13 protein-coding genes are annotated in these 15,570 nt (G+C 72.2%); all 13 read right to left on the reverse strand.

Annotated elements, in window-relative coordinates; genetic code table 11:
* Positions 1 to 125: 125 nt before the first annotated feature.
* Genes ftsA through rsmH form a run of 13 tightly spaced genes read right to left on the reverse strand, consistent with a single transcriptional unit; the run spans position 126 to position 15,567 of the window.
* The gene (gene ftsA, locus QM782_RS05405; RefSeq protein ID WP_415201895.1) at positions 126 to 1,355 is read right to left on the reverse strand and encodes a cell division protein FtsA; all 1,230 of its coding nucleotides are present in this window, start codon (positions 1,353 to 1,355) and stop codon (positions 126 to 128) included.
* Between the two features lie 25 nt (positions 1,356 to 1,380).
* On the reverse strand, positions 1,381 to 2,172 hold the full coding sequence (locus QM782_RS05410; protein ID WP_415201896.1) for a cell division protein FtsQ/DivIB: 792 nt from the start codon (positions 2,170 to 2,172) through the stop codon (positions 1,381 to 1,383).
* Positions 2,169 to 3,137, reverse strand: coding sequence for a D-alanine--D-alanine ligase (locus QM782_RS05415; RefSeq protein ID WP_415201897.1), 969 nt, complete (start codon positions 3,135 to 3,137; stop codon positions 2,169 to 2,171). Before QM782_RS05415 ends, QM782_RS05410 begins: the two co-directional genes overlap by 4 nt.
* On the reverse strand, positions 3,137 to 4,540 hold the full coding sequence (gene murC / locus QM782_RS05420) for a UDP-N-acetylmuramate--L-alanine ligase (RefSeq protein WP_415201898.1): 1,404 nt from the start codon (positions 4,538 to 4,540) through the stop codon (positions 3,137 to 3,139). Before murC ends, QM782_RS05415 begins: the two co-directional genes overlap by 1 nt.
* Positions 4,537 to 5,610 (reverse strand): undecaprenyldiphospho-muramoylpentapeptide beta-N-acetylglucosaminyltransferase, encoded by a 1,074-nt coding sequence (gene murG, locus QM782_RS05425; RefSeq protein WP_415201899.1) that lies wholly within the window; start codon positions 5,608 to 5,610, stop codon positions 4,537 to 4,539. Before murG ends, murC begins: the two co-directional genes overlap by 4 nt.
* Positions 5,607 to 6,851, reverse strand: coding sequence for a putative lipid II flippase FtsW (gene ftsW / locus QM782_RS05430; RefSeq protein ID WP_415205595.1), 1,245 nt, complete (start codon positions 6,849 to 6,851; stop codon positions 5,607 to 5,609). The genes murG and ftsW overlap by 4 nt, the downstream gene beginning before the upstream one ends.
* An 11-nt stretch (positions 6,852 to 6,862) precedes the next feature.
* Positions 6,863 to 8,512, reverse strand: coding sequence for a UDP-N-acetylmuramoyl-L-alanine--D-glutamate ligase (gene murD, locus QM782_RS05435; protein WP_415201900.1), 1,650 nt, complete (start codon positions 8,510 to 8,512; stop codon positions 6,863 to 6,865).
* Positions 8,509 to 9,687 carry a phospho-N-acetylmuramoyl-pentapeptide-transferase gene (gene mraY / locus QM782_RS05440; protein WP_415201901.1) on the reverse strand — a complete coding sequence of 393 codons (1,179 nt, stop codon included), beginning with the start codon at positions 9,685 to 9,687 and terminating at the stop codon, positions 8,509 to 8,511. Before mraY ends, murD begins: the two co-directional genes overlap by 4 nt.
* A complete protein-coding gene (locus QM782_RS05445) occupies positions 9,677 to 11,062 on the reverse strand; it encodes a UDP-N-acetylmuramoyl-tripeptide--D-alanyl-D-alanine ligase (protein ID WP_415205596.1) in 1,386 nt (461 codons plus the stop codon). Before QM782_RS05445 ends, mraY begins: the two co-directional genes overlap by 11 nt.
* A gap of 2 nt (positions 11,063 to 11,064) precedes the next feature.
* The gene (locus QM782_RS05450) at positions 11,065 to 12,558 is read right to left on the reverse strand and encodes a UDP-N-acetylmuramoyl-L-alanyl-D-glutamate--2,6-diaminopimelate ligase (protein WP_415201902.1); all 1,494 of its coding nucleotides are present in this window, start codon (positions 12,556 to 12,558) and stop codon (positions 11,065 to 11,067) included.
* Positions 12,558 to 14,300, reverse strand: a complete 1,743-nt coding sequence (locus QM782_RS05455; protein ID WP_415201903.1) for a peptidoglycan D,D-transpeptidase FtsI family protein — start codon at positions 14,298 to 14,300, stop codon at positions 12,558 to 12,560. The genes QM782_RS05450 and QM782_RS05455 overlap by 1 nt, the downstream gene beginning before the upstream one ends.
* Positions 14,297 to 14,635 (reverse strand): cell division protein FtsL, encoded by a 339-nt coding sequence (gene ftsL, locus QM782_RS05460; RefSeq protein WP_415201904.1) that lies wholly within the window; start codon positions 14,633 to 14,635, stop codon positions 14,297 to 14,299. Before ftsL ends, QM782_RS05455 begins: the two co-directional genes overlap by 4 nt.
* On the reverse strand, positions 14,632 to 15,567 hold the full coding sequence (gene rsmH / locus QM782_RS05465) for a 16S rRNA (cytosine(1402)-N(4))-methyltransferase RsmH (RefSeq protein ID WP_415201905.1): 936 nt from the start codon (positions 15,565 to 15,567) through the stop codon (positions 14,632 to 14,634). Before rsmH ends, ftsL begins: the two co-directional genes overlap by 4 nt.
* Between the last annotated feature and the right edge of the window lie 3 nt (positions 15,568 to 15,570).

Genomic DNA, 15,570 nt, shown 5'->3' on the forward strand with positions numbered 1-15,570 from the left:
CGCTGGTTGATCCGAGGGTTCTTGTGCGTTCGCAAGGGAGGCGGGTGCGGACTTCGCCATCGGCCCGCCTGGAGCGGGCCGGGCGGACCGTGGACCGCAGCGTGCAGGTACGACATCGCCGGGCCTCAGAAGTTGCCGATGAACCAATCTTTCACGCGGCCCATGGCGGTCTTCATCGAACCCGCCTTCTGCGCGACCTTGAAGCCGCGCATGCGCGCCACGCGCCCTTCCTCCAGCAGGCCCATCACCGTGGCCGCGCGCGGCTGGCCCACCATGTCGGCCAGCGCACCGGAGTACTTGGGCACGCCCCGCCGCACCGGCTTCAGGAAGATGTCCTCGCCGAGCTCGACCATGCCGGGCATGACCACGCTGCCGCCGGTCAGCACGATGCCGGAGGACAGCACCTCCTCGAAGCCGGACTCGCGGATGACCTGGTGCACCAGCGAGAAGATCTCCTCCACCCGCGGCTCGATCACGCCGGCCAGCGCCTGGCGGCTCAGCATACGCGGGCCGCGGTCGCCCAGGCCCGGCACCTCGACCTGGGCGTCCGGGTCGGCCAGCAGCTGCTTGGCGTAGCCGTTCTCGACCTTGATGTCCTCGGCGTCCTTGGTCGGCGTGCGCAGCGCCATGGCGATGTCGCTGGTGATCAGGTCGCCGGCGATCGGGATCACGGCCGTGTGCCGGATCGCGCCACCGGTGAAGATCGCCACGTCGGTGGTGCCGGCGCCGATGTCCACCAGCGCCACGCCCAGCTCGCGCTCGTCCTCGGTCAGCACCGACAGGCTGGAGGCCAGCGGGTTCAGCATCAGCTGGTCCACGTCCAGGCCGCAGCGGCGCACGCACTTGATGATGTTCTCGGCCGCGCTCTGCGCGCCGGTCACGATGTGGACCTTGGCCTCCAGCCGGATGCCGCTCATGCCGATCGGCTCCTTGACGTCCTGGCCGTCGATCACGAATTCCTGCGGCTCCACCAGCAGCAGCCGCTGGTCGGTGGAGATGTTGATGGCCTTGGCGGTCTCGACCACGCGGGCCACGTCGGCCTGCGTCACCTCGCGGTCCTTCACGGCCACCATGCCGCTGGAGTTGATGCCGCGGATGTGGCTGCCGGTGATGCCGGTGTAGACGTGGGCGATCTTGCAGTCGGCCATCAGCTCGGCCTCCTTGAGCGCCTGCTGGATGCTCTGCACGGTGGCGTCGATGTTCACGACCACGCCGCGCTTCAGGCCGCTGCCCGGCGCCACGCCGAAGCCGGCGAGCTTCAGGTCGCCGCCGGGCAACACTTCGGCCACCACCGCCATCACCTTGGCCGTGCCGATGTCCAGCCCCACCACCAGATCCTTGTATTCCTTTGCCATGTTCACGTGTTCCTGTCGTTCGGCGTCATTTGCGTTTGGGGGCGGGTGCCGTGGCCACCGTGGTCACGCCGCGCAGCCGCAGCGCGTAGCCGGCGGGGTAGCGCAGGTCGGCCGATTCCAGCGCCTCGGCGCCACGGCCGTACTGGGCGGCCACGGCGCCCACGGTCTGCACGAAGCGCGCGATGCGCTCGCCGATCTCCTCCGGCGTGCCGCGCCCCAGTTCCAGCACGGCGCCGCTGCCCAGCAGCACGCGCCAGCTGCCGCGGCCGGTCAGCTCCAGCTGCACCACCGCGGCGTTCAGCGGGTCGAACATCGGCGCCAGCGTGCGGTACATGCCCAGCACCTGGCCCGACTGGCCGTCCGGGCCGAGCAGGCGCGGCAGGTCGCTGCGGTGCACTTCGTCCACGTTGGCCTCGAAGATCTCGCCGAAGCTGTTGAGCAGCTGCGATCCGCTCTCCGGCCCCCAGTAGGCGGCGGCCTGGTGCTCCTGCAGCGTCACGCCCAGGCGGTTCGGGAACTCGCGGCGCACCACGGCGCGGCGCACCCACGGCACGTTCTCGAAGGCCTGGCGCGTGTCGTCCAGGTTCACCGTGAACAGCGTGCCGCGCAGGTGCGGCCCGACGTTGTTCTTCAGCGTAACGGCGTTGTTGTGCGTGACCTCGCCGCGTACCTCGATCCCGCCGAGCGCGAACACCGGCTGGCGCAGCACCCACAGGCACAGCGCGCCCAGCACCAGCGCGCCGAAGATCAGGAACAGCACCGTCGCGGTAGCGTTCATGAGCCTGACGTCCATCGGTGCGGGCAGGGCGGGGTTCATGCGCGTACGGCCCCCGCGTCGTCCAGGGTGGCGGCGGCGAGCACGCGCACGCACAGCGTCGGGTAGTCGATGCCGGCCGCGCGCGCGGCCATGGGCACCAGCGAGTGGCCGGTCATGCCGGGCGAGGTGTTCATCTCCAGCAGGAAGGGCCGGCGGTCGCTGGCGCGGATCATCAGGTCGGCCCGGCCCCAGCCGCGGCAGCCCAGCGCGCGGTAGGCGGCCAGCGTGATGCGCCGGATCTCCTGCTCCTCGGCCTCGGGCAGGCCGCTCGGGCACAGGTAGCGCACGGCGTCGGTGAAGTACTTGTTCTGGTAGTCGTAAGCGCCCTCGGGCGCCTGGATGCGCACCACCGGCAGGGCCTGGGCGCCGGCCCCGGTGCCGAGCACCGCGCAGGTGACTTCCTCGCCGTCGACGAACTCCTCGCACAGCACGTCCGGGTCGTACCGGGCGGACAGGCGGACGGCGTCCAGCATCTCCGAGTAGCCCTGCACCTTGCTCACGCCGATCGACGAACCCTCGCGCGGCGGCTTGACGATCAGCGGCAGGCCCAGCACGTCGGGCACCTGGCGCACGTCGGCCGGCGCCTGCTGGCCCGCCTGCAGCACCACGTGGCGCGGCGTGGGCAGGCCGCAGGCCTGCCAGATGCGCTTGGTCATGACCTTGTCCATCGCGATGCTGGAGGCCATCACGCCGGAGCCGGTGTACGGGATGCCCAGCAGTTCCAGCGCGCCCTGCACCGTGCCGTCCTCGCCGTGGCGGCCGTGCAGCGCGACGAAGCAGCGGTCGAAGCGCTGGTGCTTGAGCTCGGCCAGCTCGCGCTCGGCCGGGTCGAACGGGTGCGCGTTCACGCCGGCCAGGCGCAGCGCGTCCAGCACGCCGTTGCCCGACAGCAGCGAGATCTCGCGCTCGGCCGAGCTGCCGCCCATCAGCACGGCGACTTTTCCGAGGGATGCGGGCGTGCCCATCACCGTGCCGCCTCCAGGTCGACCAGCCGGGCGGGCACGCCGCCGATGGAGCCGGCTCCCATGCACAGCACCACGTCGCCGTCGCGCGCGTTGGCGCGGATGGCCTCGGGCATCTTGCCGATCTCGTCCACGAACACCGGCTCGACCTTGCCGGCCACGCGCAGCGCGCGCGCCAGCGCACGCCCGTCGGCGGCGACGATGGGCGCCTCGCCGGCCGCGTAGACCTCGGCCAGCAGCACGCTGTCGGCCTCGCCGATGACCTGCACGAAGTCTTCGAAGCAGTCGCGCGTGCGGGTGTAGCGGTGCGGCTGGAAGGCCAGCACCAGCCGGCGGCCCGGGTAGGCGCCGCGCGCGGCGGCCAGCGTCACGCGCATCTCCACCGGGTGGTGGCCGTAGTCCTCGATCACGGTGTAGCGGCCGCCGTCCGGCGCGGACAGCTCGCCGTAGACCTGGAAGCGCCGGCCCACGCCCTTGAACTCGGCCAGGGCCTTCAGCACGGCGGCGTCGGGCACGTTCAACTCCACCGCGACGGCGATGGCCGACAGCGCGTTCAGCACGTTGTGGCGGCCGGGCAGGTTCAGCACCACGTCCAGGTCGGGCAGCGTCACGCCGTTGCGGCGCTGCACGCGGAAGTGCATCTGGCCGCCGACGGCGCGCACGTCGAGCGCACGCACCTCGGCCTCCTCGCCGAAGCCGTAGCTGGTGATCGGGCAGGTGACCTGCGGCACGATCTCGCGCACGGCGGCGTCGTCGGTGCACAGGATGGCCGTGCCGTAGAACGGCATGCGGTGCAGGAAGTCGACGAAGGCGCTCTTGAGCCGGCCGAAGTCGTGGCCGTAGGTCTCCATGTGGTCGGCGTCGATGTTGGTCACGACGGCCATGACCGGCAGCAGGTTCAGGAACGAGGCGTCGGATTCGTCGGCCTCGACCACGATGTACTCGCCGCCGCCGAGCTTGGCGTTGGCGCCGGCGCTGTTGAGCTTGCCGCCGATCACGAAGGTCGGGTCCAGCCCGGCCTCGGCCAGCACGCTGGCGACCAGGCTGGTGGTGGTGGTCTTGCCGTGCGTGCCGGCGATCGCGATGCCGCGCTTCAGCCGCATCAGCTCGGCCAGCATCAGTGCGCGCGGCACCACCGGGATGCGCATCGCGCGGGCCTGCTGCACCTCGGGGTTGTCGTCGCGCACGGCGGTGGAGATGACGACCGCGTCGGCGCCGCGCACGTGCGCGGCGTCGTGGCCCGCGTGGGTGCGGATCCCCAGGCCCGCCAGGCGCCGCAGCGTGGCGCTGTCGGCCAGGTCCGAGCCGGAGATCTCGTAGCCGAGGTTGCTCAGCACCTCGGCGATGCCGCTCATGCCGGCACCGCCGATGCCGACGAAATGGATGTGACGGACGGCGTGTTTCACTTGCTCGCCAATGCTTCGATCTGGTCGGCGACACGGGCCGCCGCTTGGGGTTTCGCCAATGCGCGGGCCTTGCCGGCCATGGCCAGCAGTTGCGCGCGCGTGAGGCCGGCCAGCAGTTCTGCCAGCCGGCGCGGGTTCAGTTCGTCCTGCGGCAGGTGGATGCCCGCGCCCTGCGCGGCCAGCCACTGCGCGTTGTCGCGCTGGTGCGCCGTGGTGCTGACGACCAGCGGCACCAGCACGGCCGCGACGCCGGCCGCGCACAGCTCGCTGACGGTCACGGCGCCGGCGCGGCAGACCACCACGTCGCAGTCGGCCAGCGCGCGCGCCATGTCGTCGATGAAGGGCCGGACCTCGGCCGCGACGCCGGCGTCGGCATAGGCCCGGGCCACGGCCGCGTCGTTGCCCTGGCCACACTGGTGCAGCACACGCGGGCGCTGCGCCGGCTCGATCTCGGCCAGCGCCTGCGGCAGGCACTGGTTCAGCACGCGCGCCCCGAGGCTGCCGCCGACGACCAGCAGGCGCAGCGGCCCGTGCCGGCCGGCGAAGCGCTCGGCCGGTAGCGGCAGCGCCTCGATCTCGGTGCGCACCGGGTTGCCGGTCACGCGGGCCTTGCGGATGCGCGCGACGTCGGGCCCGTCGAAGCCGAAGGCCACGGCATCGGCCACCGGCAGCAGCGCCTTGTTGCTCAGCAGCAGCGCGGCGTCGGCATTGACCAGCGCCAGCGGCTTGCCCAGCGCCGTGGCCATCAGCCCGCCGGGAAAGCAGACGTAGCCGCCCATGCCCAGCACCACGTCGGCATGCCGGCGGCGCAGGATGCGCAGGCACGACCAGAACGCGCCCAGCATGCGCAGGCCGCCGGTCATGGCGTGCAGCAGGCCCTTGCCGCGCAGGCCGGTGAAGCCGATGGTGTCCAGCGGAATGCCCGACGGCGGCACCAGCCGGTTCTCCATGCCGGTGCGCGTGCCGAGCCAGCTGACGCTCCAGCCGCGCGACTGCAGTTCGCGCGCGACCGCCAGCCCCGGGATCACGTGCCCGCCGGTGCCTGCCGCCATGACCACCAGGTGCGTCATGCGCCGCGGCCCCCGTACATCAGCTGGCGGCTCTCGTAGTCCACCCGCAGCACCACCGCGATGGCGACCACGTTCATCAGGATGGCCGAGCCGCCGAAGCTCATCAGCGGCAGCGTGAGGCCCTTGGTCGGCAGCGCGCCCAGGTTCACGCCCATGTTGATGAAGGCCTGGAAGCCCATCCATACGCCGATGCCCTGCGCCACCAGGCCGGAGAACACGCGGTCCAGCGCGATGGCCTGGCGGCCGATGTGCATGATGCGGCGGATCAGCCAGAAGAACAGCGCGATCACGCACACCACGCCGACGAGGCCGAACTCCTCGCCGATCACGGCCAGCAGGAAGTCGGTGTGGGCCTCGGGCAGCCAGTGCAGCTTCTCCACGCTGCCGCCCAGGCCGACGCCGAAGATCTCGCCGCGGCCGATCGCGATCAGAGAGTGCGACAGCTGGTAGCCCTTGCCCAGCGCGTGCTTCTCGTCCCAGGGGTTCAGGTAGGCGAAGATGCGCTCGCGCCGCCATTCGGAGGTCAGGATCATCAGCCCGAAGGCGACGACCAGGATCGCCGCGATCAGGAAGAACATGCGCGCGTTCACGCCGCCCAGGAACAGGATGCCCATGGCGATCACGGCGATGACCATGAAGGCGCCCATGTCCGGCTCCAGCAGCAGCAGCACGCCGACCAGGCCCACGGCCACGGCCATCGGCAGCACCGCGCGCCAGAAGTTCTCCTTCACGTCCATCTTGCGGACCATGTAGGCGGCGGCGTAGAGCACCACCGCGAGCTTGGCCAGCTCGGACGGCTGGAAGTTCGTGACGCCCAGCGGGATCCAGCGCCGCGCGCCGTTCACGCCCTTGCCGATGAAGGGCACCAGCACCAGCACCAGCAGCGCGACCGACAGCAGGAACAGCCAGCCCGAGTACTTCTCCCAGGTCTGCATTGGCACCTGGAAGGCCAGCAGCGCGGCCACGAAGGCGGCGCCGATCGCGACGATGTGGCGCACCAGGAAGTAGGTCTGCGTGTAGCCCTTGAACCTCGGGTTGTCCGGCATCGCGATCGAGGCCGAATACACCATCACCAGGCCCCAGGCCAGCAGCGCCACGCAGACCCACAGCAGGGCCTGGTCGAAGCCCAGCACGCGCACCGGCGTGACCGGCGTGCGGCCATAGCCGCCCGTGCCCAGCCGCACCGGCATCTCGTCGACGCCCTTCTTGCCCCGGCCGCCCCACCAGCCCGGCAGCCGCATCTGCAATCCATTCATCCCGGTTCTCCCAGTACGGTGCCGGCATCGTCGGCCAGCGCCTGCACCGCGGCGCGGAAGACCTCGGCCCGGTGCTCGTAGTTGCGGAACATGTCGAAGCTGGCGCAGGCCGGCGACATCAGCACCGCGTCGCCGGGCCGGGCGCGGCCGGCGGCCAGGCGCACCGCCTCGTCCATGCCGGCGGCCTGCTCGCAGGCGACGCCGCAGTCGGCCAGCGCGGCGCGGATCAGCGGCGCGTCGCGGCCGATCAGCACCACCGCGCGCGCGTGGCGCGCCACGGCCGGCGCCAGCGGCGCGAAGTCCTGGCCCTTGCCCTCGCCGCCCAGGATCGCGACGATGCGGCGGTCGGCGCCGAGGCCGTTCAGCGCGGCCAGCGTGGCACCCACGTTGGTGCCCTTGCTGTCGTCGAAGTACTCCACGTCGGCCACGATGCCGATCGGCTCCACGCGGTGCGGTTCGCCGCGGTACTCGCGCAGGCCGTACAGCATGGGCGCCAGCGCGCAGCCGGCGGCCGTGGCCAGCGCCAGGGCGGCCAGCGCGTTCACGGCGTTGTGCCGGCCGCGGATGCGCAGCGCGTCGGCCGGCATCAGGCGCTGCAGGTGCAGTTCCTCGGGCGCCTCGGAGCGACGGCGCTTGAGGCCGTCGCTCTGCAGCGCGCGCACCAGCCAGGCCATGCCGCCCACGATTTCCAGGCCCCAGTCGCCGGGGCGCTGCGGCAGGTCGGCGCCGAAGCTCTGCCATGCGCGCGCGGCCGCCGGCCTGGCGCGCGCGCCCTTGGCCGGCGCCGGCTTCGGCAGCATGGCCATGACCTCGGCGTCGTCGCGGTTCAGCAGCATCAGCGCCCTGGCGCCGAAGATGCGCGCCTTGGCCTGGCCGTAGGCGGCCATGGAGCCGTGCCAGTCCAGGTGGTCCTGCGAGAGGTTCAGCACGGTGGCGGCCGTGGGCTCGAACAGGCTGCCGCACGCATCGAGCTGGAAGCTGGACAGCTCCAGCACCCAGACCTCGGGCAGGTCGTCCGCGGCCAGCCGCGCGGCCAGCGTGTCCAGCAGCGTGGGGCCGATGTTGCCGGCCACGGCCACGCGCTTGCCGGCGCGCTCGACGAGCTGGCCGGTCAGCGCGGTCACGGTGGTCTTGCCATTGGTGCCGGTGATAGCCAGCACGGCCGGGCGGTAGCCGGTCTCGACGGGCAGCGGCGCGAGCACCGGCGCGGCCTCCTCGTCGTCCGCCGGCATGGCGGGCGGCACGTCGTCCGGCGCGGGATCCTCGGCCGGCCCCTCGGCGGCCGGGGCCGTCGCGGTGTCCTCGCGCAAGTCGGCCAGCGCCTGCGCGAACAGGTCCAGCTCGCCGCCGGCGACGATGCCCGCCGCGCGCGCCGCATCGAGCACCGGCGCCACCTGCGCGGGCGACAGCCCCGGCGAGCGGTAGACCGCGCGCACGTCCTGCCCCTCGACCAGCGCGGCCGAGAACGGGCCGGCGACGAAGCGCACCGCGGGCCATTCCTGACGCAGCGCGTCCAGCTGCGGCGGCGCCGCGCGCGTGTCGGCCACGGTCACGCGCGCGCCGTGCGCGGCGCACCAGCGCGCCATCGCCAGGCCCGAGGCCCCGAGGCCCAGGATCAGCACCGGGAGGTCTCGAAGATGTTTCATCGCAGCTTCAAGGTGGACAGCCCGATCAGGCACAGCAGCATGGTGATGATCCAGAAACGCACGACGACCTGCGTCTCCTTCCAGCCGCTCTTCTCGAAATGGTGGTGCAGCGGCGCCATCTTCAGGATGCGCCGGCCCGCGCCGTATTTCTTCTTCGTGTACTTGAACCAGCTCACTTGCACCATGACCGACAGCGCCTCGACCACGAAGATGCCGCCCATGATCGCCAGCACGACCTCCTGGCGCACGATCACGGCGATCGTGCCCAGCGCGCCGCCCAGCGCCAGCGCGCCCACGTCGCCCATGAACACCTGGGCCGGGTGCGCGTTGAACCACAGGAAGGCCAGGCCCGCACCGGCCAGCGCCGCGCAGAAGATCAGCAGCTCGCCGGCGCCGACGATGTTGGGCAGCAGCAGGTACTTGGCGAACACGGTGTTGCCGGTCACGTAGCAGAACACCCCGAGCGCCGAACCGACCATGATCACCGGCATGATGGCCAGGCCGTCCAGGCCGTCCGTCAGGTTCACGGCGTTCGACGAGCCGACGATCACCAGGTAGGTCAGGATCACGAAGCCCAGCACGCCCAGCGGGTAGCTGACCTCCTTGAAGAACGGCACCTGCAGGCCGGCCTTGGGCGGCAGGTCCAGGTCGAAGCCGGACTGCACCCAGCTCACGAACAGCTCGAACACGCGCTGGTTGGAGTTCTCCGAGATCGAGAACACCAGGTACAGCGCGGCGACCAGGCCGATCACGGACTGCCAGAAGTACTTCTCGCGCGAGCGCATGCCTTCCGGGTCCTTGCGGACGACCTTGCGCCAGTCGTCCATCCAGCCGATCGCGCCGAAGCCGAAGGTGACCAGCATCACGATCCAGACGAAGCGGTTGGACAGGTCGAACCACAGCAGCGTGGACAGCGCGATCGCCAGCAGGATCAGCACCCCGCCCATCGTGGGCGTGCCGCTCTTGGCCAGGTGCTCCTGGATGCCGTAGCCGCGGATCGGCTGGCCGATCTTCAGCTCGCGCAGCTTGCGGATCACGAACGGCCCCATGCCGATGCCGATGAGCAGCGCCGTCATGGCCGCCATCACGGCGCGGAAGGTGATGTACTGGAACACGCGCAGGAACCCGAGTTCCGGCGACAGCGTCTGCAGCCACTGGGCCAGGCTAAGCAGCATGCGCGCCCTCCTGCTGCAGGGCCTGGACCACCCGCTCCATGCGCATGAAGCGCGACCCCTTGACCAGCACGCTGGCGACCGCGGGCCGCAGCGCGCGCGCGGCCTCGACCAGCGCCTGCACGTCGCCGAAGTGGCGGGCGCCGGCACCGAACGCGGCGACCGTGCCCGCCGTCTGCGCGCCGAGCGCCAGCAGGTGCTCGATGCCGGCCGCGCGGGCCTGCTCGCCGGCCTCGGCATGCAGGCGCGGGCCGGCCTCGCCGACCTCGCCCATGTCGCCCAGCACCAGCAGGCGCGGGCCCGGCAGCGCGGCCAGCACGGCGATCGCGGCGGCCACGGAGTCGGGGTTGGCGTTGTAGCTGTCGTCCACCAGCGTGCCGCCGCCCGGCAGCGCCAGCGCACGCGAGCGGCCCTGGACCGGCTCGAACGTCGACAGCCCCTGGGCGATCGCCGCCAGCGGCACGCCGGCGGCCTGCGCGCAGGCCGTGGCCGCCAGTGCGTTCAGCACGTTGTGGCGGCCGGCGATGCGCAGGCTGCAGCCGAAGCCGCCCTGCGGCGTGCGCACGCGCAGCTGCCAGGCGCCCTCGTCCCAGCGCGCGTCGTCGGCCGTCACCTCGGCCAGCCCCCCGGCGTCGAGCCCGAACGCGAGCACCTCGCGCCCGCCCGCCAGCTGGCGCCACAGGGGCGTGAAGTCGTCGGCGGCCGGCACCACCACGCGGCCCGCAGCGGGCAGCGCGGCGATGACCGCGCCGTTCTCGCGCGCGACGGCCTCCACCGTGGCCATGAATTCCATGTGTTCGCGCTGCGCGTTGTTGACCAGCGCGACCGTGGGCTGGGCGATCGCCGCCAGCGCGGCGATCTCGCCGGGGTGGTTCATGCCCAGCTCGACCACGCCGACGGCGTGCTCCGCGCGCAGCCGCAGCAGCGTCAGCGGCAGGCCGATGTCGTTGTTCAGGTTGCCCTGCGTCGCGAACGCGGCCGTGCCGGCATGCGCGCGCAGGATGGAGGCGGTCATCTGCGTGACCGTGGTCTTGCCGTTGCTGCCGGTCACGGCGATCAGCGGCAGCGCGAACTGCGCGCGCCAGCCGCGGGCGAGCCGGCCGAGCGCGGCGACGGTGTCGCCCACCTCGATGCAGGGCAGGCCGTGCGCGGCGAAGCCGCCGCTGGCGCCGGGATGGCACAGCGCGGCGGCGGCGCCGGCGGCCCTGGCCTCGGCCAGCATGGCGTTGGCGTCGAAACGCTCGCCGCGGATCGCGACGAACAGGTCGCCAGCCGCCAGCGTGCGCGTGTCGCTGTGCACGCGCGCGACGGCCGTGGCGCCATCGCCCCGCAGGGCGCCGCCGGGAATCCAGGCCAGGGCCTGCTGCAGTGTCATCATGGTCATGCGGCGCTCCTCGCCGCCAGCGCCGCCTCGGCGTGCGCGCGGTCGGAGAACGGCAGCTGCACGCCGGCGATCTCCTGGTATTCCTCGTGGCCCTTGCCGGCCAGCAGCACCACGTCGGCGGCGCCGGCCTGCACCAGCGTCTCGGCGATCGCGCGGGCGCGGTCGGGCTGGAGCGTGGCCGCCTGCGGGCACGCCAGGCCGGCAGCGACCTGGGCCAGGATGGCCTCGGGATCCTCGTGCCGCGGGTTGTCGCTGGTCACCACCACGCGGTCGGCCAGCCGCTCGGCCGCCGCCGCCATCAGCGGGCGCTTGGCCGCGTCGCGGTTGCCGCCGCAGCCGAACAGGCACCACAGCCGGCCGCCGCGCGCCGCGGCCAGCGGGCGCAGCGCGGCCAGCGCCTGCTCCAGCGCATCGGGCGTGTGGGCGTAGTCGATGGCGACCAGCGGCCGGCCCTCGGCCGCCAGGCGCTCCATCCGGCCGGGCACCGGCAGCAGCGCGCCGCAGGCCTGCACCGCCGCCGGCAGGGCGAAGCCGAGCGCGCGCAGCGCGGCGATCACGCCCAGCAGGTTGTTCACGTTGTACTGGCCGATCAGCGGCGTGGCCAGCCGGGCCCGCGCACCGTCCTCGCGGACGGTGAAGGCCAGGCCGCCGTCCTCGTAGGCGATGTCCTCGGCCACCAGCCGCGCCACGCCGCGGGCCGAGACGGTCCACAGGTCCAGCGCGCGGCCGGCCAGCGAATGCGCCAGCGTCGCGCCCTTCGGGTCGTCCAGGTTCACCACCACCGCCGCCAGGCCCGGCCAGTCGAACAGCGCGGCCTTGGCCTGCCAGTAGGCGTCCATGCCGGCGTGGTAGTCCAGGTGGTCCTGCGTGAAGTTCGTGAAGATCGCCAGCCGGATGCACGTGCCGTCGAGCCGCCGCTCGGCGATGCCGATGGACGAGGCCTCGACCGCGCAGGCCGCCAGGCCGGTGTCCACGAATTCGCGCAGCCGCGCCTGCAGCAGCACCGGGTCGGGCGTGGTCATGCCGGTGGGCACCAGCGCCGGCGGCACGCCGGTGCCCAGCGTGCCGACCACAGCGCAGCCGCGCGGCACCACGTCCGCAGCCTGCTGGGCCGCGCCCAGCGCCTGGGCCAGCCACCAGGCGGTGGAAGTCTTGCCGTTGGTGCCGGTCACGGCCAGCACGTCGAGCTGCCGCGAAGGCTGCTCGTAGTAGGCCGCGGCGATCGGGCCGGAACCGGCCTTCAGGCCGTCGAACGCGGCGACAGCCGGGCCGTCGAGCGCATAGGAAGCGCAGCCGTCACGCTCGACCAGGCAGGCGGCCGCGCCCTGCTGCAGCGCCTGCGGCACGAAGCGCCGGCCGTCCGTGGCGGCGCCGGGCCAGGCGATGAAGCCGTCGCCGGGGCCGACCAGGCGGCTGTCGGTGTGCAGCGCGCCGGTCACGCGGCCGCGCAGCCAGGCCGCGGCCGCGGCAGGGGTAGGCAGCAGCCGCATCAGAAGGATTCCTCCACCGGCGAGGCCACCACCTGCGGCTGCACGGCCATGTCCGGCTGCACGCCCATCATGCGCAGCGTCTGCTGCACGACCTCGCTGAACACCGGCGCGGCCACGGTGCCGCCGTAGTAGGAGCCGGCGCTGGGCTCGTCGATCATCACGCCGACGATCACGCGCGGCTTGTCGATCGGCGCCATGCCGGTGAACCAGGCGCGGTACTTGCCGGCCGCGTAGCCGCGCCCGGCCTGCTTGCGCGCCGTGCCGGACTTGCCGCCGACCGAATAGCCCACGGTCTGCGCCAGCTGGCCGGTGCCGCCGGGGCCGGCGGCCATCTGCAGCATGTGGCGCACGGCGGCGGCGTTCTTCGCCGAGAACACCCGCGTGCCGACCGCCGGCTCGCTGCTCTTGAGCAGGGTCACCGGGATGATGGAGCCGTCGTGCGCGAAGGCGGTGTACGACTGCACCATCTGGAACAGCGAGGCCGACAGGCCGTAGCCGTAGGCCATGGTCGCCTGCTCCACCGGCTTCCAGGTCTTCCACGGCCGCAGCCGGCCGCTGACGGCGCCGGGAAACTGCACCTGCGGCTTCTGGCCGTAGCCGAGCGCGGTGAAGGTGTCCCACATCTGGTGCGGCGTCATCTTCTGCGCGATCTTCAGCGCCCCGACGTTGGAGGACTTCTGGATCACGCCCTCCACGGTCAGCGTGCCGTAGTTGTGCGTGTCGCTGATCGTGAAGCCGCCGATCTGGAAGCGCCCGGGGCCGGTCTCGACGATGGTCTGCGGCGTCACGCGGCCGGCTTCCAGCGCCGTCGCGATCGTGATCGGCTTCATCGTCGAGCCGGGCTCGAAGGTGTCGGTCAGGGCGCGGTTGCGCAACTGCTCGCCGGTGAGGTTGCGGCGGTGGGCCGGGTCGTAGCTGGGGTAGTTGGCCAGCGCCAGCACCTCGCCGGTCACGGCGTCGAGCACCACCACGCTGCCGGCCTTGGCCTTGTGCTTGGCGACGGCGTCGCGCAGCTTCTGGTAGGCGAAGAACTGCACCTTGCTGTCGATGGAGAGCTGGATGTCGCGTCCGTCCACCGGCGGCACCTGGTCGCCGACGTCCTCGACCACGCGGTGCAGCCGGTCCTTGATCACGCGGCGCGAGCCGGCCTTGCCGGCCAGCTCGTGCTGGAAGGCCAACTCCACGCCCTCCTGACCCAGGTCCTCGACGTTGGTGAACCCGACCACGTGGGCGGCAGATTCGCCCTCGGGGTAGTGGCGCTTGTATTCCTCGCGCTGGTAGACGCCCTTGATCTGCAGCGCGGCGATCTGCTGCGCGATCGGCGCGTCGACCTGGCGGCGCAGCCAGACGAAGGTCTTGTCCTCGTCCTCCAGGCGCTTGTTCAGCTCCGCCAGGGGCATGTCCAGCAGCTTGGCGAGCTGGCGCAGCTTGGCGGGGTCGCGGTCCACGTCCTCGGGAATGGCCCAGATGCCGGCCGCCACCACGCTGGAGGCCAGCAGCAGGCCGTTGCGGTCCAGCACGCGGCCGCGGCTGGCCGGCAGCTCCAGCGTGCGCATGAAGCGCACCTTGCCCTGGCGCTGGAAGAAGTCGTTCGCGATGACCTGGATGTAGGCCGCGCGCCCGGCCAGGGCCACGAAGCCCAGCGCCAGCGCGGCGACGATGAACTTGCTGCGCCAGACCGGCGTCTTGCTGGCCAGCAGGGGACTGGAGGTGTAGCGTACGCTGCGACTGCCCTGGCTCATCGGGTCCTCGCCTTCTGGGAAGCGCCCGGCGCCGAGGCCGCCGGCAGCGCCGGCATCGGGATCGGCCGGCCCGTGCCGGTGCTGATGTATTGCGTGATCGCCGGCGTGGCCGTGCGCATCTGCAGCTTGTCCTTGGCCAGCGTCTCCACGCGCAGCGGCGTGGCTTGCGCGCGCCGCTCGACCTGCAGGCGGTCGTGCTCCACGTCCAGCCTGCGCGCCAGCTGGCCGGCGCGTTCGAGTTGCACGTACAGGGCGCGCGACTCGTACTGCGTGCGCACGAGGTACATGGCGCTGGCGATCACGGCCAGCAGCAGCACGAGGTTCAGGCGCGTCACGCCGCCCGCCTTTCCGCCACGCGCATCACCGCGCTGCGGGCGCGCGGGTTGGCCGCGACCTCGGCGGCCGAGGGCATCACCCGGCCCAGCGACCGCAGCGGCATCGCGGCCGCCTGCCCCAGCATCCAGCCAGGCGAGCGCCGGTCCACCGCCTCGCGCGAATGCCGGGCGATGAACTGCTTGACGATGCGGTCTTCCAGCGAGTGGAAACTGATCACCACCAGCCGCCCGCCGGGCGCCAGCACGTGCAGCGCGGCGTTCAGCGCCTGTTGCAGCTCTTCAAGCTCGGCGTTGATGAAAATCCGAAAAGCCTGAAATGTGCGCGTTGCAGGGTCCTTGCCCGGCTCGCGGGTTTTGACCGCGCCAGCCACGATCCGGGCCAGTTCGGCGGTGGTTGAAACAGGGCCCCGTTCCTGTCGGCGAGCAGCAATCGCCTTTGCAATCGGAACAGCAAACCGTTCTTCGCCATAGTCACGAATCACCTCCGCGATGGTTGTGGTGTCGGCCGAGGCCAACCACTCGGCCACGCTGGCACCGCGCGTCGTGTCCATGCGCATGTCCAGCGGACCGTCGGATCGGAAACTGAAGCCGCGCGCCGGATCGTCCAGCTGCGGCGAACTCACGCCCAGGTCCATCAGCACGCCGGCCACGCTGGCCGCCGGCAGTTCGCCGAGCGCGTGGAAGGGCTGGTGGCGGATCGAGAAACGCGCGTCCGCGATCTGCGCCGCGGCCGCCACGGCCTCGGGATCGCGGTCGAACGCGATCAGCCGATCCTGCGGGCCGAGCCGCGCCAGCAGCAGCCGGCTGTGGCCGCCGCGGCCGAAGGTCGCGTCCACGAAGGTCCGCGGCGCCGGGCCGGCCGCCTGCGGGCCGAGCAGCGCCGCCACGGCTTCGTCCAGCAGGACGGTGGTGTGGGTCCAGGAAGCTTCCACCGC

It is taken from the genome of Pseudorhodoferax sp. (assembly GCF_047601025.1).
Lineage (GTDB): Bacteria > Pseudomonadota > Gammaproteobacteria > Burkholderiales > Burkholderiaceae_C > Pseudorhodoferax.